This is a genomic window from Pseudomonas sp. 05L36 (assembly GCF_056398125.1).
On sequence record NZ_JBFTOU010000019.1, the window covers coordinates 66,623 to 87,156 of the forward strand.

At 60.6% G+C, this 20,534-nt stretch carries 17 protein-coding genes and 1 pseudogene; 7 read left to right on the forward strand and 11 right to left on the reverse strand.

Features of this window, described 5'->3' with window-relative positions; translation table 11 throughout:
- Nucleotides 1-29: 29 nt before the first annotated feature.
- Nucleotides 30-341, reverse strand: coding sequence for a YqfO family protein (locus AC1DKH_RS19830; protein WP_108216541.1), 312 nt, complete (start codon nt 339-341; stop codon nt 30-32).
- A 5-nt stretch (nt 342-346) separates the two neighbouring features.
- Nucleotides 347-4,243 (reverse strand): phosphoribosylformylglycinamidine synthase, encoded by a 3,897-nt coding sequence (gene purL, locus AC1DKH_RS19835; RefSeq protein WP_477763306.1) that lies wholly within the window; start codon nt 4,241-4,243, stop codon nt 347-349.
- Between the two features lie 285 nt (nt 4,244-4,528).
- On the opposite strand from purL, the gene mltF reads away from it, so the two are divergent.
- Nucleotides 4,529-5,989, forward strand: a complete 1,461-nt coding sequence (gene mltF / locus AC1DKH_RS19840; RefSeq protein WP_477753515.1) for a membrane-bound lytic murein transglycosylase MltF — start codon at nt 4,529-4,531, stop codon at nt 5,987-5,989.
- Nucleotides 5,990-6,079: 90 nt separating this feature from the next.
- On the opposite strand, the gene pdxJ is transcribed toward mltF, so the two are convergent.
- The 8 genes from pdxJ to lptF all read right to left on the reverse strand — a co-directional run bounded on the left by pdxJ (nt 6,080) and on the right by lptF (nt 14,465).
- Nucleotides 6,080-6,820, reverse strand: coding sequence for a pyridoxine 5'-phosphate synthase (pdxJ, locus tag AC1DKH_RS19845; protein ID WP_477799034.1), 741 nt, complete (start codon nt 6,818-6,820; stop codon nt 6,080-6,082).
- 52 nt (nt 6,821-6,872) lie between these two features.
- On the reverse strand, nt 6,873-7,562 hold the full coding sequence (gene recO / locus AC1DKH_RS19850) for a DNA repair protein RecO (protein WP_477799035.1): 690 nt from the start codon (nt 7,560-7,562) through the stop codon (nt 6,873-6,875).
- Nucleotides 7,563-7,693: 131 nt separating this feature from the next.
- Complete coding sequence (gene era / locus AC1DKH_RS19855) at nt 7,694-8,596, reverse strand: GTPase Era (protein ID WP_007973959.1); 903 nt, start codon at nt 8,594-8,596, stop codon at nt 7,694-7,696.
- On the reverse strand, nt 8,589-9,278 hold the full coding sequence (gene rnc / locus AC1DKH_RS19860) for a ribonuclease III (RefSeq protein ID WP_008053221.1): 690 nt from the start codon (nt 9,276-9,278) through the stop codon (nt 8,589-8,591). The genes era and rnc overlap by 8 nt, the downstream gene beginning before the upstream one ends.
- 184 nt (nt 9,279-9,462) lie before the next feature.
- Nucleotides 9,463-10,317 carry a signal peptidase I gene (gene lepB / locus AC1DKH_RS19865; protein WP_477763304.1) on the reverse strand — a complete coding sequence of 285 codons (855 nt, stop codon included), beginning with the start codon at nt 10,315-10,317 and terminating at the stop codon, nt 9,463-9,465.
- A 5-nt stretch (nt 10,318-10,322) separates the two neighbouring features.
- Entirely contained in the window at nt 10,323-12,122 is a 1,800-nt protein-coding gene (lepA, locus tag AC1DKH_RS19870) for a translation elongation factor 4 (protein WP_223458623.1), read from the reverse strand.
- Nucleotides 12,123-12,292: 170 nt separating this feature from the next.
- On the reverse strand, nt 12,293-13,354 hold the full coding sequence (gene lptG / locus AC1DKH_RS19875; protein ID WP_477799036.1) for an LPS export ABC transporter permease LptG: 1,062 nt from the start codon (nt 13,352-13,354) through the stop codon (nt 12,293-12,295).
- On the reverse strand, nt 13,347-14,465 hold the full coding sequence (lptF, locus tag AC1DKH_RS19880; protein ID WP_477799037.1) for an LPS export ABC transporter permease LptF: 1,119 nt from the start codon (nt 14,463-14,465) through the stop codon (nt 13,347-13,349). Before lptF ends, lptG begins: the two co-directional genes overlap by 8 nt.
- A 162-nt stretch (nt 14,466-14,627) precedes the next feature.
- On the opposite strand from lptF, the pseudogene AC1DKH_RS19885 reads away from it, so the two are divergent.
- The 4 genes and pseudogenes from AC1DKH_RS19885 to AC1DKH_RS19900 all read left to right on the forward strand — a co-directional run.
- Nucleotides 14,628-14,708 (forward strand): annotated as a pseudogene (locus tag AC1DKH_RS19885) (outer membrane lipoprotein carrier protein LolA); the annotation flags it as partial.
- A 163-nt stretch (nt 14,709-14,871) separates the two neighbouring features.
- Nucleotides 14,872-16,362, forward strand: a complete 1,491-nt coding sequence (locus AC1DKH_RS19890) for a leucyl aminopeptidase (RefSeq protein ID WP_477799038.1) — start codon at nt 14,872-14,874, stop codon at nt 16,360-16,362.
- 60 nt (nt 16,363-16,422) lie between these two features.
- Nucleotides 16,423-16,851: a DNA polymerase III subunit chi gene (locus AC1DKH_RS19895; RefSeq protein WP_477753523.1), complete on the forward strand. Its 429-nt coding sequence runs from the start codon at nt 16,423-16,425 to the stop codon at nt 16,849-16,851.
- An 8-nt stretch (nt 16,852-16,859) separates the two neighbouring features.
- Complete coding sequence (locus AC1DKH_RS19900; protein ID WP_477753524.1) at nt 16,860-17,255, forward strand: DNA polymerase III subunit chi; 396 nt, start codon at nt 16,860-16,862, stop codon at nt 17,253-17,255.
- A gap of 56 nt (nt 17,256-17,311) precedes the next feature.
- Here the strand turns inward: AC1DKH_RS19900 and AC1DKH_RS19905 are convergent, their stop codons facing one another.
- Complete coding sequence (locus AC1DKH_RS19905) at nt 17,312-18,076, reverse strand: sulfite exporter TauE/SafE family protein (protein WP_477799039.1); 765 nt, start codon at nt 18,074-18,076, stop codon at nt 17,312-17,314.
- A gap of 172 nt (nt 18,077-18,248) precedes the next feature.
- Here AC1DKH_RS19905 and xseA point away from each other — a divergent pair, with 172 nt between their 5' ends.
- Together xseA and AC1DKH_RS19915 are read left to right on the forward strand one after the other, a co-directional pair.
- Entirely contained in the window at nt 18,249-19,628 is a 1,380-nt protein-coding gene (xseA, locus tag AC1DKH_RS19910; protein WP_477799040.1) for an exodeoxyribonuclease VII large subunit, read from the forward strand.
- A 3-nt stretch (nt 19,629-19,631) separates the two neighbouring features.
- Complete coding sequence (locus AC1DKH_RS19915) at nt 19,632-20,453, forward strand: peptidoglycan DD-metalloendopeptidase family protein (RefSeq protein ID WP_477799041.1); 822 nt, start codon at nt 19,632-19,634, stop codon at nt 20,451-20,453.
- Nucleotides 20,454-20,534: the final 81 nt, after the last annotated feature.

Sequence of the window (20,534 nt, forward strand, 5' to 3'; positions counted from 1 at the left end):
CGGGTTTCTCATTTCAGCAGCCAGGAAGATCAGAAATCCTCCAACCGCCACACTTCATAAGCCGGCGTCTCGTAGGGATGACTCTGTTTCAAAGCCGCCACCACCGAGCGAATCAACTCATCCGCCACCACCAGCTCGACCTTCCATTCCTCGACCTGTTCGACCTGCCCCGCTTGCCCAATGAACGGCTGGCTGCCGTCCAGTGGACGAAACTGACCCAGGCCCAACACCTGCCATGCGCAGTGATCGTAAGCACCGATCCGTCCGCCACCGGCGGCGAATACGGCGCTCTTCACGTCTTCGACATGACTGGCCGGAACAAAAAAGCTGAGCTTGTACACGGCGCTTAGTTAACCCACACGCGAGCATTACGGAACATGCGCATCAGCGGTGCATCTTCGTTCCAGTCATCCGAACGCCAGGAGTTCTGCACGGCACGGAATACACGCTCCGGGTGCGGCATCATGATGGTCACGCGACCGTCGCGGCTGGTCAAACCGGTGATCCCGCGCGGCGAGCCGTTCGGGTTGGCCGGGTAGCTTTCGGTGACCTTGCCGTGGTTGTCGACGAAACGCATCGCCACACAACCGGACAGATCGGCTTCCAGCAGTGCTTCTTCGCTGGCGAACTCGGCATGGCCTTCACCGTGGGCAATGGCGATCGGCATGCGCGAACCGGCCATGCCCTGCAGGAAGATCGAGTTCGACTCCTGGATCTGCACCATGGCAACACGGGCTTCGAACTGCTCGGAACGGTTGCGCACGAAGTGCGGCCAGAACTCGCTGCCCGGGATCAGCTCGTGCAGGTTGGACATCATCTGGCAACCGTTGCACACGCCGAGGGTGAAGCTGTCGTTGCGTTCGAAGAAGCCCTGGAACGCATCGCGGGCACGGCTGTTGAACAGCGCCGATTTTGCCCAGCCTTCACCGGCACCCAGTACGTCGCCGTAAGAGAAGCCACCGCAAGCGACCATGCCCTTGAACTCGTTCAGGTCGACACGGCCGGCCAGAATGTCGCTCATGTGCACGTCGATCGCGTTGAAACCGGCGCGGTCGAACGCAGCCGCCATTTCCACCTGACCGTTGACGCCCTGCTCACGCAGTACGGCAACCTGTGGACGAATGCCTTTCTTGATGTAAGGCGCGGCGATGTCCTGGTTGATGTCGTAGCTCAGCTTGACGCTCAGGCCCGGGTTGTCTTCTTCCAGCAGCACGTCGAACTCTTGCTCGGCGCAGTCGGCGTTGTCGCGCAGACGCTGGATCTGGTAGCTGGTCTCGGCCCACTGACGCTGCAGCAGACGACGCTGGCCTTCGAACACGGTTTCGCCGTTGAAGGTGATGCTGATCTCGCCGTTGTTCATCGGCTGACCGATCACCGACACGCAGTCACCCAGGCCGGCAGCGCTGAACTGCGCAAGGATGTCCGGCGTAGCGTCCTGGCGAACCTGAATCACGGCGCCCAGTTCTTCGTTGAACAGGATGGCGGCGATGTCGGCGGAGGTTTCTGCCAGACCGTCGAGGTTCAGGCTCAGGCCGCAGTGACCGGCGAACGCCATCTCGACAACGCTGGTCAACAGACCACCGTCGGAACGGTCGTGGTAAGCGAGCAGGTGGCCGTCGGCGTTGAGGCCCTGGATCACGGCGAAGAAGGCTTTCAGGTCTTCGGCGTCATCGACGTCCGGAGCCTGCTTGCCGAGCTTGCCGTGAACCTGCGCGAGGATCGAGGCGCCCATGCGGTTCTGGCCGCGGCCCAGGTCGATCAGGATCAGGTCGGTGGTGCCCTTGTCCATGCGCAGTTGCGGGGTCAGGGTCTGACGGATGTCAGTCACTGGCGCGAAACCGGTCACGATCAGGGACATAGGCGAAGTGACGGACTTGTCCACGCCTTCATCGTTCCAGCGCGTGGCCATGGACATCGAGTCCTTGCCCACTGGAATGGTGATGCCCAACTCAGGGCACAGTTCCATGCCGACCGCTTTCACGGTGTCGTACAGGCGCGCATCTTCACCCGGGTGACCGGCAGCGGACATCCAGTTCGCCGACAACTTGATGTCGGAGATCTTGCCGATGCGCGAAGCGGCGATGTTGGTCAGGGTTTCGCCGATGGCCATGCGGCCCGACGCCGGAGCGTCCAGCAGTGCCAGCGGAGTACGCTCGCCCATGGCCATGGCTTCACCGGTGTAGACGTCGAAGCTGGTGGCGGTGACGGCAACGTCGGCCACCGGCACCTGCCACGGGCCGACCATCTGGTCACGGGCCACGAGGCCGGTGATGGTGCGGTCGCCGATGGTGATCAGGAAGCTCTTGCTCGCCACGGCCGGGTGATGCAGGACGCGCTCGACGCAGTTGGCGATGTCGAGGGTCGACGGATCGAAATCATCGCCCAGTTCGTTTTCACGAACCACCGAACGGTGCATGCGCGGGGCTTTGCCCAGCAACACTTCCAGCGGCATGTCCACCGGGCTGTTGCCGAAGTGGCTGTCGGTGACCGTCAGTTGCGGCTCGGCAGTGGCTTCGCCGACTACGGCGAACGGGCAACGCTCGCGTTCGCAGATCGCCTTGAAGCGCTCGAAGTCAGCCGGGCCGACGGCCAGGACGTAACGTTCCTGGGATTCGTTGGACCAGATTTCGTGCGGGGCCATGCCCGGCTCGTCGTTTGGAATGTTGCGCAGTTCGAAACGGCCACCACGGTCGCCGTCGTTGACCAGCTCCGGGAAGGCGTTGGACAGACCGCCCGCACCCACGTCGTGGATGAAGCTGATCGGGTTCTTGTCGCCCAGTTGCCAGCAACGGTCGATGACTTCCTGGCAGCGACGTTCCATTTCCGGGTTTTCGCGCTGTACCGAAGCGAAGTCCAGGTCTGCCGAGCTGGTGCCGGTGGCCATGGAGGAAGCCGCGCCGCCGCCCAGGCCGATCAGCATCGCCGGGCCGCCGAGCACGATCAGCTTGGAGCCGACCAGGATCTCGCCTTTCTTGACGTGTTCTTCACGGATGTTGCCCATGCCGCCAGCCAGCATGATCGGCTTGTGGTAACCGCGAACTTCGTCACCGTGCGGGGTGGTGATCGACTGTTCGAAGGTACGGAAGTAGCCGGTCAGGGCCGGACGACCGAATTCGTTGTTGAACGCAGCGCCGCCCAGCGGGCCTTCGATCATGATGTCCAGCGCGGTAACGATGCGCTCAGGCTTGCCGTACGGCACTTCCCACGGCTGTTCGAAGCCCGGGATCTGCAGGTTGGACACGGTGAAACCGGTCAGGCCAGCCTTTGGCTTGGCGCCACGGCCGGTCGCGCCTTCGTCGCGGATCTCGCCGCCGGAACCGGTGGATGCGCCCGGGAACGGGGCAATCGCGGTCGGGTGGTTGTGGGTTTCAACCTTCATCAGGATGTGCACCGGCTCCTGCACCGCGCCGTACTGGCGGGTCTCAGGGTCCGGGAAGAAACGACCGGCCACGGAGCCGACGATCACCGAAGCGTTGTCCTTATAAGCAGACAGGACACCTTCGCTGTGCATCACGTAGGTGTTCTTGATCATGCCGAACAGGCTTTTTTCCTGGCTCTGGCCGTCGATGTCCCAACTGGCGTTGAAGATCTTGTGACGGCAGTGCTCGGAGTTCGCCTGGGCGAACATCATCAGTTCGATGTCGTGCGGGTTGCGCTTCAAGCCGACGAAGGCATTGACCAGATAGTCGATCTCGTCTTCGGCCAGGGCCAGGCCCAGCTCGGTGTTGGCTTTTTCCAGCGCGGCGCGGCCGCCACCCAGCACGTCGATGGCGGTCAGGGGTTTCGGTTCGGCGTGGCTGAACAGACCGGCGGCCTGTTCGAGGTTGCCCAGGACGATCTGGGTCATGCGGTCGTGCAGACCGTCGGCGATCAACCGAGCTTCAGCGTCGCTGAACTGGCCGGCCACATAGAACGCGATGCCGCGCTCCAGGCGCTGGATTTTCGCCAGGCCACAGTTGCGAGCGATGTCACTGGCCTTGCTCGACCATGGCGAGATGGTGCCAAAACGCGGCAGCACCAGAAACAGACGACCGGTCGGTTCTTGTACCGGAACGCTTGGACCGTACTTCAGAAGGCGCGCAAGCACCTGCTGTTCGTCGCCGGTCAGGACGCCGGTAACTTCGGCGAAGTGAGCGAATTCAGCATACAGGCCACTGACAGCCGGAACCTTCTGGCTCAGTTGCTCAAGGAGTTTGCTGTGGCGAAAGGCAGAAAGGGCAGGAGCGCCGCGCAGGATCAACATCTTCGGGACAGCCTCGGGAAGGGGTGTGCTTTGAGGCCGTGCATTCTAGCCTAAACAGCCCGCGACAGCACCCGAAACGCTACGCACGGTTGCACTCGGGTCTCGATCTGTGTTTCTGCCTCTAAAGTCAGGTTAACCGGGTGTGTGACAACAGCTTATTTTTACTGCGAAAAAATGCAGGCAAGGCCCATTTCTGGGGGGGTTCAGCCGTTTTTGTGATCTCTAGCAGACAACCCCCTCACTGTCGAGATATGGCGCCCGTGGTCCTTTGCGTATACTGCGCAGATGTTTTTCCCAACGGCTTTGCGTCCGCGGTACGCCAAATGGCTGATCGCAACCGGACTCTTCCTGATGCTCGGTGGCTGTGTTGATAAACCCAACACGCTCGAGCGCGTAAAGGAGGATGGTGTGCTGCGGGTGGTTACCCGAAACAGCCCCGCCACCTACTTTCAGGATCGCAACGGTGAAACCGGCTTCGAATACGAGCTGGTGAAGCGCTTCGCCGACGATCTGGGGGTCGAGCTCAAGATCGAGACGGCCGACAACCTCGATGACCTGTTCAACCAGGTCGGCAAGCCCAATGGCCCGGTGCTGGCGGCTGCCGGCCTGGTCAGCAGCGAAGAGCGCAAGAAGCAGGTGCGCTTCTCCCACTCCTATCTTGAAGTCACCCCGCAGATCATCTACCGCAACGGCCAGTCACGGCCGACCGACGCAAAGGATCTGGTGGGCAAGAAGATCATGGTGCTCAAGGGCAGCACCCATGCCGAACAACTGGCGCAGCTGAAACAGAAATTTCCCGGCATCGAATACGAAGAGTCTGACGCAGTCGAGGTCGTCGATCTCCTGCGCATGGTGGACGAAGGACAGATCGACCTGACCCTGGTCGACTCCAACGAAGTAGCGATGAACCAGGTGTACTTCACCAACATCCGTGTCGCCTTCGACCTTGGTGACGCCAGCAACCAGAGCTGGGCCGTCGCGCCGGGCGACGACAACAGCCTGCTCAACGAAATCAACGAGTACCTCGACGAGGTCAAGAAAAACGGCACCCTGCAACGCCTCAAGGATCGTTACTACGGGCATGTCGACGTCCTCGGCTACATGGGCGCCACCACGTTTGCCCAACACTTGCAGCAACGCCTGCCCAAGTACGAACAGCACTTCAAGTCGTACGCCAAGAAAGAGAAAGTCGACTGGCGCCTGCTGGCGGCCATCGGATACCAGGAGTCGTTGTGGCAACCGGCCGTCACGTCCAAGACCGGCGTGCGCGGCCTGATGATGCTGACCCAGAACACCGCGCAGGCCATGGGCGTGTCCAACCGCCTGGACCCCAGGCAGAGCATCATGGGCGGCGCCAAGTACCTGGCCTACATGAAAGACCAGCTCGACGGTTCGATTCAGGAACCGGACCGTACCTGGTTTGCCCTGGCGGCCTACAACATCGGCAGCGGCCACCTGGATGACGCACGCAAACTGGCGGCCAAGGAAGGGCTGAACCCGGACAAATGGCTGGATGTGAAGAAGATCCTGCCGCGCCTGTCGGAAAAGAAGTGGTACAGCAAAACCCGTTACGGCTACGCCCGTGGCGGCGAACCGGTGCATTTCGTGGCGAACATCCGTCGCTACTACGACATCCTGACCTGGGTCACGCAGCCGCAGCTTGAAGGCGACCAGGTCGCCGAGGGCAAACTGCTTGTTCCGGGGATCGACAAGACCAAGCCGGCGCAGGAGCCTGCGCCGTTGTAGGAGCGAGCTTGCTCGCGATGGTCGTCAACGATAACGCGAAAAACCTGATGCCCCGCGGCGCCCTTAGGTTTTTCGCGAGCAAGCTCGCTCCTACCGGGCAGCCGCCAGAATCAGCGCCTTCATCTCCGAAACAGCCGACTTGAAGCCAACGAACAGCGCATGGGCCACCAGCGCATGGCCGATGTTCAGCTCGTTGATACCCTTGATCGCCGCCACGGCTTCAACGTTGTGATAGTGCAGGCCATGGCCGGCATTGACGATCAGGCCCTGGGCCAGGCCGAAGGCCACGCCATCGGCCACACGTTTGAGTTCTTCGGCGACTTCAGTCGGCGTCTCGGCATCGGCATAACGCCCGGTGTGCAGTTCGATGGCAGGCGCGCCGACACGGCGGGAGGCTTCGATCTGGCACTCATCGGCATCGATGAACAGCGACACCTCGGAGCCGAGCTTCGACAGGCGCTCGACCGCCGCCTTGATCCGCGCTTCCTGCCCCGCCACGTCCAGGCCACCTTCGGTGGTCAGTTCCTGACGGGTTTCCGGCACCAGGCAAATGTGCGCTGGGCGGATGCGCTCGGCGAACTGCATCATTTCTTCGGTGACACCCATTTCGAAGTTCATGCGGGTTTGCAGCACGTCCTTGAGCAGCAGAACGTCGCGCTCCTGAATGTGCCGGCGGTCTTCGCGCAGGTGCACGGTGATGCCGTCAGCGCCCGCCTCTTCCGCGTCCAGTGCTGCCTTGACCGGGTCCGGGTAACGGGTGCCCCGGGCCTGACGCAGGGTGGCAACGTGGTCGATGTTCACGCCAAGAAGAATGCGGGTGCTGGTGGTCACGGAAAGCGCTCCAGAAGAAGAGAAAGTTCGGTGCACAGCATACACGGGGAATTTACGGCTTTCGAAACAACTCTCGGGAAACCAACGGTCGACCGCCCAAGTGAACGGCCAGCGCTTGGCGCATCAGGCGCTTGGCTGCCGATAAAGCACCCGGTGCGCTCCAGTCGGCTTCGGCCATGGCCAGCAGTTCAGTGCCATTGAACAGACCGGGTTGCAGCAGGTAGACACGTTCAAGCCCCGCATCCACTTGCAAACGATAGAGGCCGTCGGGGGCGATGGCATCACTGTGGATATCCGTGGTCAGTGAGAATCCGTATCCGAGGTCATCGAGCAGGCGCCACTCGAAGGAACGCAGCAACGGCTCCAGCGCGCGGCCCTCGGCCAAGGCGAGCAAAGTGGCGGCGTAATGATCGAACACGGCGGGGTGCGGATCTTCGGCGGGCAGCAGACGAATCAGCAGTTCATTGAGGTAAAGACCGCTGAACAGCGCCTCGCCATTGAGCCAGGTGGAAACGCCGGCACTTTCCATGCGCCCGACATTCTTCAGCTCACCCTTGCCCCGGAACTCCACTTCCAGCGGCACGAATGGCCGCGCCAACGTCCCGGCCTTGCCCCGCGCGCTGCGCAACACCGCCCGCAGCCGGCCTTGCGGCGTCAGGAAATCCACCAGAGCACTGTTTTCACGGTAGGCGCGGGAGTGCAGGACGTAGGCGGGTTGGGCGATGGGCGGAGTTGAGGACATCAAGTCTCACATACTGTAGGAGCGAGCTTGCTCGCGATGGTGGATAACGATAACGCGGGCTTTCTGAATGAACGCGGCGCTCTCAAGTCCATCGCGAGCAAGCTCGCTCCTACAGGGGGTCTTTCGGAGTATTACAGGTCGCCATAACCCAACGAACGCAACGCACGCTCGTCATCGGACCAGCCGCCCTTAACCTTGACCCACAGGTTGAGCATGATCTTGGAGTCGAACAGCAGCTCCATGTCCTTGCGCGCTTCGGTGCCGATACGCTTGATGCGCTCGCCCTTGTCGCCAATGATGATTTTCTTCTGGCCGTCACGCTCGACGAGGATCAAGGCATGGATATGCAGGGTCTTGCCCTGCTGCTTGAACTCTTCGATTTCGACGGTGATCTGGTACGGCAGCTCGGCGCCCATCTGGCGCATGATTTTCTCGCGCACCAGCTCGGCGGCGAGGAAGCGGCTGCTGCGGTCGGTGATCTGGTCTTCCGGGAAGAAGTGATCGTTTTCCGGCAGGTGCTCGGCAATCACGCGTTCCAGTGCATCGAGGTTGTGCCCGTGCTGCGCGGAAATCGGGATGATCTGCGCATTCGGCAACTGTTCCTGCAACCAGCTCAGGTGCGGCATCAGCTCGGCTTTGTCTTCGATGCGATCGGTCTTGTTCAGCGCTACGATCAGCGGGCCGGTCACGTACTGGACGCGCTCGAGAACCATCTGGTCCTCTTCGGTCCATTTGGTGCGGTCGACCACGAAGATCACCACGTCGACGTCTTTCAACGCCGCCGAAGCGGTCTTGTTCATGTAGCGGTTCAGAGCCTTTTCGCCGCCCTTGTGCATGCCAGGGGTGTCGACGTAGATCGCCTGCACGTCGCCCTCGGTCTTGATGCCGAGCATGTTGTGACGAGTGGTTTGCGGTTTGCGCGAGGTGATCGCCAGCTTCTGACCCAGGATGTGGTTCAGCAGCGTGGACTTGCCCACGTTCGGACGGCCGACGATGGCAACATAGCCACAGCGAGTTGCATTTGTATCAGTCATTGCCATTCTCCACACCCAGGGCAATCAGTGCTGCGGCGGCCGCTACCTGTTCGGCAATACGACGACTCACACCCTGACCTCGGCTTTTTTCATTCAGTAAGATGATTTCGCATTCGACGAAGAACGTCCGGCAATGCGGCTCACCCTGGATATCCACCACTTCGTAACGCGGCAGCTCACAACCCCGGGACTGCAGGAACTCTTGCAGGCGGGTCTTTGGATCTTTGTTGGTGTCGACCAGCGTCAAACCTTCGAACTCGCCGGCCAGCCAGGCGAGCACACGCTCACGGGCCATTTCCATACCGGCATCGAGGTAGATCGCACCGATCAGCGCTTCCAGTGCATCGGCCAGAATCGACTCGCGACGGAAACCGCCGCTTTTCAGCTCGCCCGAACCCAGGCGCAGGTATTCGCCCAAATCGAAACCACGGGCCAGAACGGCCAGGGTCTCACCTTTGACCAGGCGCGCGCGCAAACGCGACAACTGGCCTTCGCGGGCCAGCGGGAAGCGCTCGAACAGCGCCTCGCCAGCGACGAAGTTGAGGATGGCGTCACCGAGGAATTCCAGGCGTTCGTTGTTACGCCCGGCAAAGCTGCGGTGAGTCAGGGCCAGGACCATCAGCTCCTGATCCTTGAAGGTGTAGCCGAGCTGACGCTCTAGACGGCTTAAGGAGACGCTCACGGTTTACCCACGCTGAGTTCGTGGCTGGATTCCACCGCCATCGCCGTGAGGCGGCGCAGGCTTGGGACAATTAACGCTGTGTTCAAAAATAACATCCTGAATATCATTGTTTTCATGCGTCTGGCGCCCATTGTGCCGGTTCCAGAAATGCATTCGGCGCTGTGTTCAACAGCGCCGTGTCTGATTACTTGATCAGGCCAACCCGCGAGAAATTCGGCAGGTGGCTGAGTTTGGGTTCCGGCCAGCTCATCCAGACCGCGAAGGCCTTGCCGACGATATTCTTGTCGGGAACCATGCCCAGCAGATCCTTGGGAATGCTTGGATCATCCCAGTAGCGACTGTCGTTCGAGTTGTCGCGGTTATCGCCCATCATGAAGTAGTGCCCGGCCGGCACGGTCCACGAATGGTCCGGCATGGCGCGGTAGCGGCTCATTTCCTTGCGGATCATGTGCTCGGCCGCACCGAGTTTTTCCTTGTAGAGCTCAGCGCTGCCCAGCGTGCCCGGCTCGGCGCCGACCAGTTGCTCGGCAATCGATTGACCGTTGACGAACAGGCGCTTGTCGGCGGTGTAGCGAACCGTGTCGCCCGGCAAACCAACTACACGCTTGATGTAGTTGACGTTCGGGTCGCTCGGGTAGCGGAATACCATTACATCGCCGCGCTGCGGATCACCGACTTCGATGACTTTCTTGTCGATCACCGGCAAGCGGATCCCGTAGGAAAACTTGCTCACCAGGATGAAGTCGCCGACATCCAGGGTTGGCTTCATCGAACCGGAAGGAATCTGGAACGGTTCCACCAGGAACGAACGCAGCACCAGCACGATGAACAACACCGGGAAGAACGACTTGCCGTATTCAACCAGCAGCGGTTCCTTGCTCAGTTTCTCGACCACTGCCCCATCAAGCTGGCTCACACTGCCCTGATAGGCATTGATGGCAGACCGGCGCCGTGGCGCCAGGAACAACAGATCGAGCAACGCCAAAAGACCGCAGACGAATACGGCGATGACCAGCAACAGCGGGAAATTTAGTGACATAGGACCTAACTATCCAACCTGAGCACTGCAAGGAAGGCTTCCTGTGGAATTTCCACGTTGCCGACTTGCTTCATGCGTTTTTTACCGGCCTTTTGCTTTTCCAGCAGCTTCTTCTTACGGCTGACGTCACCACCGTAGCATTTGGCCAATACGTTCTTTCTGAGCGCCTTGACGGTTGTCCGCGCCACAATCTGCCCGCCAATGGCGGCCTGGATTGCCACGTCGAACATCTGCCGCGGAATCAGTTCCTTCATTTTCTCGGTCAACTGGCGACCTTTGTAGTGCGAGTTGTCACGGTGCACGATCAGCGCCAGGGCATCGACCTTGTCACCGTTGATCAGCACGTCCAGTTTCACCAGACTAGCCGATTGATAACGATCGAAATGGTAGTCCAGCGAAGCATAGCCGCGGCTGGTGGATTTCAGGCGGTCGAAGAAGTCCAGCACCACTTCGTTCATCGGCAGGTCGTAGGTCACTTGTACCTGGGAGCCGAGGAACAGCATGTCGACCTGCACACCACGTTTTTCGATGCACAGGGTAATGACGTTGCCCAGGTGCTCTTGCGGCACAAGAATATTGGCGCGCACGATCGGCTCGCGCATGTCTTCGATGGAAGACAGATCCGGCAGCTTCGACGGGTTATCGACGTAGATCGTCTCGCCGGTCTTGAGCAGCAGCTCGAAGATTACCGTCGGCGCCGTGGTGATCAGGTCCAGGTTGTACTCGCGCTCCAGGCGCTCCTGGATGATTTCCATGTGCAGCATACCGAGGAAGCCGCAACGGAAGCCGAAGCCCAGTGCGTCGGAGCTTTCCGGCGTGTATTGCAGCGACGAGTCGTTCAGGGTGAGCTTTTGCAGCGCCTCGCGGAAGTCTTCGAAGTCGTCGGAGCTGACCGGGAACAGACCGGCATAGACCTGCGGCTGAATACGTTTGAAGCCTGGCAGTACATCAACGTCCGGCGTCGAACTCAAGGTCAGGGTGTCGCCCACTGGCGCACCGTGAATATCCTTGATGCTGGCGATGATGAAGCCCACTTCACCGGCCTTGAGGTCAGCGGTAGGGGTGTGCTTCGGGTTGAATACACCGACGCTGTCCACCAGGTGGATCTTGCCGGTGGACTTGACCAGGATCTTGTCGCCCTTCTTCACACGACCGTGGCGCACGCGTACCAGGGAAACAACGCCCAGGTAGTTGTCGAACCAGGAGTCGATGATCAACGCTTGCAGCGGATCTTCGTAGTTGCCGGTCGGTGCAGGAATGGTGGCGACCAGGCGCTCGAGCACTTCGTCGACGCCCAGGCCGGTCTTGGCAGAGCAAGTGACCGCGTCGGTGGCATCGATGCCGATGATTTTTTCGATTTCTTCCTTGACGCGGTCCGGATCGGCCTGTGGCAGGTCGATCTTGTTCAGCACCGGCATCACTTCCAGGCCCTGTTCGATCGCCGTGTAGCAGTTGGCAACCGACTGAGCTTCAACGCCTTGACCGGCATCGACCACCAGTAGCGCGCCTTCACAGGCGGCCAGCGAACGGCTCACCTCATAGGTGAAGTCAACGTGGCCGGGGGTATCAATGAAGTTCAGCTGGTAGTTGATACCGTCGCGAGCCTTGTAATACAGGGTGACGCTGTGCGCCTTGATGGTGATCCCGCGTTCACGCTCAAGGTCCATGGAGTCCAGGACCTGGGCTTCCATTTCGCGCTCGGCGAGGCCGCCACACATCTGGATGAAGCGATCGGCCAGCGTCGACTTGCCATGGTCAATGTGGGCGATGATGGAGAAATTGCGGATATGACTCAAATCACTCACGGATCAACACTCAAAAAGGCTGCAGGCATAGCCCGCCGAAAAATAGCCGGGAATTGTACCTGATCCACGGCGCAAGCGTCACGTTCGCAGGTCAGACGGTGCCTACAAAAACGCCCCGGTCTTGCGACAAGGGCGTTTCTATCGTCAAAGCGGTCGAAAAATGCCCGCTATCAGCCTGCTCGACGCAACAACCAGAGCCCCGCCACAGCGCAAACACCCGCCGGCAGTAGCACCGAAAGCAACGGTGGGAAGCCGAATACCAGACTGGAAGGCCCCAGCAAATCCTGGACGATACGGAAGGTGAAGCCCACCAGCACACCGGTGAACACACGCTGGCCGAGAGTTACCGAACGCAATGGACCGAAAATGAAGGAAATGGCCATCAGCACCAACGCGGCAGTGACCAACGGCTGCAAGACCTTGACCCAAAATGCCAGCCAGTAGCGGCCATTGTTCAGCCCCTGATCTGCCAGGTAGTGGATGTAGCCCCACAGACCGCTGATCGACAGTGACTCCGGCACCATGACCACGGTGTTCAGCAACTGCGGGCTCAATGCGACTTCCCAGCGCTCGTCCGGGGTCGAAACCACTTCGGTGCTGCGCTCGTGGAACAGCGTGGTCGTGACGTCCGTCAACTGCCAGTGATCGGTGTCGAACTCGGCACGCTTGGCGAAGCTCGCCGACAGCATGTGCCGTTCGTTGTCGAAGCGATAACGGGTCACGCCATACAGGATGCCGTTGGGTTGCACCGAGTTGACGTGAATGAATTCATCGCCCTGGCGGTGCCACAAGCCGTGCTTGGCGCTTTGTGCATCGCCACTGCCCTGGGCCAGCGAGCGATTGGCCTGTGCGGTGGTTTCGGCAGGCGGCGCGATGTACTCGCCGACCAGCACACCGGCGAGCATCAATAGCAGCATCGGTTTCATGACCGCCCAGACGATTCGGCCGATCGACACACCAGCGGCACGCATGATGGTCAGTTCACTGTTGCTGGCCAGGCTGCCCAGACCGATCAGGCAACCGATCAGCGCGGCCATCGGCATCATTTCGTACATCCGGCGCGGCGCGGTCAGCGTCACATAACTCAGAACATCGACCAGGGTGTAGGTATCGTTGACTTCACTCATCTCGTCGATGAAGGCAAACAGTGTCGCCAGACCAAGAATGATCCCGAGCACCGCCAGAATCGCAATCAACACACTGCTACCAATGTAGCGATCCAGCTTAACCACGGGCCACCTCCAGCGCGCTGCGGCGACTCGCCCTCTTCAAACGCAGGGGCTCCCAATAAAGCAAGCCCAGGCCAATGGCCAGGAAAATCCCGTGCACCCACCACAAGCCCAGTACCGCCGGGATCTTGCCCTTGTCGAGGGCACCGCGAGCGGCAATCAAAATGGTCAGGTAAAGCATATAAAGAAGAATCGCCGGCAGTAATTTGAGGAATCGGCCCTGGCGCGGGTTGACCCGCGACAGCGGCACCGCCATCAAGGTCACGATGAACACCAGCAATGGCAGTGACATGCGCCATTGCAACTCGGCGCGCAGGCGAATGTCTTCACTGCCGATCAACTTACTGGTCGGCATCGCATCACGGTCGGTGACTTCGTCGCTGACGTCCGGCTTTGGCAGCAGCACACCGTACTCGTCGTACTTGATCACCCGGTAGTCGGCCTGCCCCGGATTACCGTCATAGCGATAGCCGTTATCAAGGATCAGGTAGCGGTTGCCGTCCGGGCGAATTTCCTGACGCCCCTTCTCTGCCACCAGGACAGAAATTCCGCGATCCTTGTTGTTGGAACTGACGTTCTTTTGCGAGATGAACACACCGCCGAGATTGACGCGGTCATCCGTCATGCGCTCAGTATAGGTGACCCGGGTACCGTCACGCAGGGCCTGGAAGCGCCCCGGCTCCAGGGTATCGAATTCGGTCAGGGCATCCTGCTTGTTCAGCAGCAGTTGAAACTGGTTGGCCCCCTGTGGCGCCAGACTCAGGCTCAGCCACGCCACGATCAGTGCAACCAGGGTGGCCGGAAACATTGTCATCCAAACCAGCCGCTGCTGGCTCATGCCGGTGGCCGAGAGCACGGTCATTTCACTTTCGAGGTACAGGCGCCCGTAGGACAACAGGATCCCGAGAAACAGCCCCAACGGCAGGATCAGCTGGAGGAAGCCCGGCAGACGAAAGCCCATGATCAGGAACAGCGACCCCGGATCCAGCAGCCCCGAGGCCGCCTGGGCGAGGTATTTGATGAAGCGACCGCTCATGATGATGACCAGCAGCACGGCGCTGACGGCGCTCAAGGTCAACAGGACTTCGCGGGATAGATAACGGAAGACGATCAAACCAGACACTCCAGGGTTGTCAGGCTAAGGCGGCCAAACAAGCAAACGTATCGGACAGCCCGCAAGGCAGAGCCGCCGAAAAAAGATGGCGCATTATCCTGTGATTGGGTGCACCTGTCACTGCGCAATGCATTGGCGGGTGTAGGAGCGAGCTCGCTCGCGATGGTCGTCAACGATTACGCGGGAAGCCTGAAACCCCGCGGCGCTCTCAGGTTCTTCGCGAGCAGGCTCGCTCCCACAATCGTACAACCGAGGGTTGTCAGCCGCCGGTAGCGAGGTTCAAACTGCGGCCTTTGTCGCCGGTCGATCCCGGCGCCTTTCTTTTGCTTTCTATTTAAATGCAGGCAAGTGACGCACATACGGTGTCGGGCGCTTGCGTGCTAACCATCAATTCAGGGACCCGGACATGGAACTGGTTGTAAAAAGCGTCAACCCGGAAACGTTGAAGACCGCCACGCTGGTGGTTTCCGTTGGCGAAGGCCGCAAGCTCGGTGTGGTGGCCAGACAACTCGACGAATTGAGCGGTGGCGCAATCAGCGCAGTGCTCAAGCGCGGCGACCTGGCCGGCAAGGTTGGCCAGAGCCTGTTGCTGCACAGCCTGCCGAACCTCAAGGCCGAGCGTGTGCTGCTGGTGGGCGTTGGCAAGGACGACGAGTTGGGTGACCGCCCGTTCCGCAAAATCATCGCCGGCATCCTCAACACCCTGAAAGGCCTGGGCGGCAGTGATGCGGTGCTGGCCCTGGACGAAATCGTGGTCAAGGGTCGCGACAGCTACGGCAAGACCCGTCTGCTGGCGGAAACCCTGATCGATGGCGAATACCAGTTCGACCAGTTCAAGAGCCAGAAAGCCGAACCCCGCGCCCTGAAGAAAATCACCCTGCTGACCATCAAGGCGGCTCAAGCTGAAGTGCAGCGCGCCGTGGCCCACGCCACTGCCATCGCCAACGGCATGGCTTTCACCCGCAACCTGGGCAACCTGCCGCCGAACATCTGCCACCCGACCTTCCTCGGTGAGCAGGCGAAAGACCTGGGCAAAGAATTCAAGGACCTGAAAGTCGAAGTCCTCGACGAGAAGAAGATCAAGGCCCTGGGCATGGGCTCGTTCTACGCCGTCGGCCAGGGCAGCGCCCAGCCGCCGCGCCTGATCGTCATGCAGTACAACGGCGGCAAGAAATCCGAGAAGCCGTATGCGCTGGTCGGCAAAGGCATCACCTTCGACACCGGTGGCATCAGCCTCAAGCCGGGCGCCGGCATGGATGAAATGAAGTACGACATGGGCGGCGCCGCCAGCGTGTTCGGTACCCTGCGTGCCGTGCTTGAGCTGAAGCTGCCGATCAACCTGGTGTGCATCCTGGCCTGCGCCGAAAACATGCCGAGCGGCAACGCTTCGCGCCCGGGCGACATCGTCACCACCATGAGCGGCCAGACCGTGGAAATCCTCAACACCGACGCCGAAGGCCGTCTGGTGCTGTGCGATGCACTGACCTACTCCGAGCGTTTCAAGCCGCAAGCGGTCATCGACATCGCCACCCTGACCGGCGCCTGCGTGGTCGCGCTGGGTTCCCACACGTCGGGCCTGCTGGGCAACAACGACGAACTGATCGGCCAACTGCTGAGCGCTGGCAAGGCTGCCGACGACCGCGCCTGGCAACTGCCGCTGTTCGATGAATACCAGGAACAGCTTGACAGTCCATTTGCCGACATCGCCAACATTGGCGGCCCGAAAGCCGGCACCATCACCGCGGCCTGCTTCCTGTCGCGCTTCACCAAGAACCTGAACTGGGCGCACCTGGACATCGCCGGCACCGCCTGGACCAGCGGCGGCAAGGACAAGGGCGCCACTGGCCGTCCGGTTCCCCTGCTGACCCAGTACCTGCTGGACCGCGCCAAAGCCTGAAACCGATGATGGGCGGCGGCGTCACTTTCCGGTGACGCCGTTTGCCGCTCTGGAACCGCAATGACCAAAGTCGACTTCTATATCCTGCCCAGCGCCGATCCTTCGGCACGCCTGGATTTCGCCTGCAAGCTCACCGAAAAAGCCTGGCGCATGGGCCACCGCATCTACCTGCATTGCAGCGACGCAGCCCAGCGTGACGATCTCGATGCGCGGCTGTGGACGTTCAAGGGCGAAAGCTTCGTGCCCCATGGCCCTGCCGACAGCGAACCTGACGGCTTGATTGTTTTGGGGGTGGGCGATGACTGCGGTCAGCATCAGGATTTGCTGGTCAATCTCGACCTGAAAGTCCCGGCCTTCGCCAACAGGTTCGCCAGAGTGGCGGAAGTGGTGGTGGAGGATCCAACGATCAGAGCGGCCGCGCGGGAGAGTTTCCGTTTCTACCGCGAACAGGGCTATCCTCTGCAAGATCACCGTTTACAGCGACTCTGAGCCTTCCAATGGACACTCCAAAACCGCTGCAACAGTCCGCGCACCTGCTGGACGACCTTGAGTCGATCCGCCAATTGCTCGGCGATGACAACCTGCAACCGCCCCTGCTGACCGACACGGTCGAGGACGGCGACCAGGAACAGATTCCGATGTTGTTCGACGCCGTGAGCGAGCCTTCGCCACCTGTCGAACCAACACCTGCTGCTCCCGCCGTAGAACCAGCAGCGACGCCAGTCGCCAGCAAGAAGCCGGACGACTTGCTGCACCTGGACAGCGAATTGCGCGCTGCCGCGGAGCTGATCATGCAAGACGTGATCGACGACTTCGCTCCGCATATCGAAACCGAAATCAAACGCCGACTCAGTGCACGGCTTGAGCGGTTGTTGAGCCAGTACAACGACTGAACAGCTTGTGGTGGGAGCTCGCTCCCACAAAAAGCTCCCCGCCACAGGTTGAATCTTCAGGTACTGAGATAGCGCCCGATCAACGCGATCCCGCTGGCAAGTACCAGCCACGTCACCAGGCGTATGAACGCCTCGCGGGACAAGCGCATGGTCAGCCTTCGACCGAACCACAGCCCCAGCACCATGGCCGGCAACAGACAAACCGCCAGCGCCAGCAAGGGCAGATCGGCATACACACCGGCGATGGCAAACAGGCTCAAACGCACCACCGTACTGCAACTGATCAGCGCACTCTGGGTGGCCCGGGCCGCCTCCTTGGGCAAACGGCTGTTCAAATAGATCGCATAGAGAAAGCCGCCGCTGCCAAACAACGCGCCAAACATTCCGCCCACCGTCCCCATCGGCAGCGCCCATACGGCAGACAATTGCGTCGGGCGGGTTTTGATCCACAGGCTGTAAATCGCATAGGCGCTGATAAACAGCCCCATCAACAACAGCAACAGATCGGACTTGAGGTTCAGCAGGAAAATCACCCCCAGCGTGCACCCCACCGCCATGCAGGGCAGTAACCGCAACAGCTCCGGCCTGGCGACATCACGCCGCGAAGGCAACAGATTGCCGAATGCCGCGACAAAATCGAGCAGCACCAGCAACGGCACGATCTTCGACAGCGGCATGAACAGAATCAGAATCGGCCCCGCCACCAGCGCGGTGCCGAAACCGGCGATGCCGAACACGATGTAGGCCAGGGCGATGCCCGATGCGATCACCAGCCAGTCCACCGCGCCAAAACTCCATTGACCCAACAAATCAACCAACATTTCATCCAATCCCTGTAGGAGCTGCCGCAGGCTGCGATCTTTTGATCTTACCGTTTCAGTTACGCCGAAATACAAATCAAGATCAAAAGATCGCCCGAGCGCGGACCGAGCCTTCGGCAGCTCCTACAAGGGATCGTGCATTCAGTTGGAAAATGCCTTTAAACTGCGCCCCATGATTAAAGATCCCTTTTCAAGACTCGGCCTGGACCGTGAGGTCCTGACCGTCAGCCAGCTCAATGGCCGCGCGCGGGTGTTGCTCGAAGACGTGTTCAGCAACATCTGGGTCGAAGGTGAAATCTCCAACCTCGCCCGTCCGGCTTCGGGCCATGTGTACTTCACCCTCAAGGACAGCGGCGCCCAGGTCCGTTGCGCACTGTTCCGGCAGAACGCGGCACGGGTTCGCCAGGCACTGAAGGACGGGCTCGCGGTCAAGGTGCGCGGCAAAGTCTCGCTGTTCGAAGGGCGCGGTGATTATCAACTGATCCTCGATACTGTGGAGCCGGCCGGTGATGGCGCCTTGCGCCTGGCCTTCGACGCACTCAAGGAAAAACTCAGCGCCGAAGGCCTGTTCAGTGCCGAGCGCAAGGTCCCGCTACCGGCGCACCCGCAACGCATCGGCATCATCAGTTCGCCCACCGGGGCGGTGATCCGCGACATCATCAGCGTGTTCCGCCGTCGCGCACCGCAGGTGCAGTTGACCCTGATCCCCACCGCCGTACAGGGCCGCGAAGCCACCGCGCAGATCGTCCGCGCCCTGAAGCTGGCGGATGCCCGTGGTTTCGACGCACTGATCCTGGCCCGTGGCGGCGGTTCGCTGGAAGATCTCTGGTGCTTCAACGAAGAGGCCGTGGCCCGCGCCGTAGACGCTTGCGTGACGCCGATTGTCAGCGCGGTCGGCCATGAAACCGACGTGTCGATCAGCGACTTCGTGGCCGACGTTCGCGCGCCCACCCCTTCCGCTGCCGCCGAATTGCTGGCACCGGACTCCGGCGATCTGGTGCGTCGGGTCGAAAGCCTGCACCGACGGCTAGTGATGCGCATGCGTGACCGCTTGATGCGCGATCGACTGCGCCTGGAAGGCATTTCCCGGCGCCTGCGTCATCCCGGCGAGCGCCTGCGCCAGCAAGCACAACGCCTGGATGACCTGGACATGCGCATGCGCCGCGCGTTCGAGCGCAGCCTCAACACCCGTCGCGAACGCTTGATCCGCCTGGAAACCCGTCTGGCCGCACAACATCCCGGCCGGCAACTGGCAATGCTTCGCCAGCGCCTCGACAGCCTGGCCGAGCGCTTACCGCGCGCCATTCGCGAAGGGCTGAAGAACCGTCGCCTGCAATTGCACAGCCAGATGCAGACACTGCATGTGGTCAGCCCGTTGGCGACCCTCGGCCGTGGCTACAGCATCTTGCTGGACGAGCGCGGCAACGCGATCCGCAACGCTGCGCAAACCCATAACGGCCAGCGTCTCAAGGCCAAGTTGGGCGAAGGCGAACTGCAAGTGCGGGTCGAAGACAATCACCTGACGCCTGTCACCCTTTCTTTACTGGATTAATCTATGCCGCGTTTTCTCAGCGTCCTGTTTCTGCTATGCCTGACGTTCAATGCCCACGCCGACAGTTACATCACCCGCCTGCTGAACAAACCAGTGCCCGGTGGAGTTGCGGTGGTCAATCTGGGCCCGTCAGCACAAGCACCAAAAGTCAGTTACCAGGGCAAAGCCGTGCTGGTGGTCAAGGAGCAGGACGACTGGCTTGCGATTGTCGGCGTCCCCCTGACCGTCAAACCCGGCAGTCAGCAGATCAGCAGCGGCGATCGCAACCTGGCGTTCAACGTCGGTAGCAAGAAGTACCCCGAACAGCACATTACGCTGAAGAACAAGCGCCAGGTCAATCCGAACCCGGACGATCAGAAACGCATTGATCAAGAAATCCCTTTGCAACTGGGTGCCTACCGAAGTTTCAGTCCCAATACCCCCAGCAACCTGTTGTTGGACAAACCCGTTAACGGACCACTATCGAGCAAGTTCGGCGTACGCCGGTTCTTCAACGGCGAAGAACGCAATCCCCATGCAGGACTGGATTTCGCCGTGCCAACCGGTACCCCGATCAAGACCCCCGCCGGCGGCACAGTGATCCTGACAGGCGACTACTTCTTCAACGGCAACACCGTATTCGTTGACCACGGCCAGGGTTTTATCAGCATGTTCTGCCACATGTCGAAGATTGACGTAAAAGTTGGCCAGCAACTGGCCCGAGGGGAAGTGGTGGGGAAAGTCGGTTCGACCGGCCGCGCGACTGGGCCGCACTTGCATTGGAATATCAGCCTCAATGAGACTCGGGTGGACCCGGCTATTTTCATCGGCGCATTCCAGCCATAAATGTCACGATGTGGATTGCGCATGACGAACTGTCTGCGCAATACCCATAAACAATCCCATAGAAACAGAAGATAAAATCTC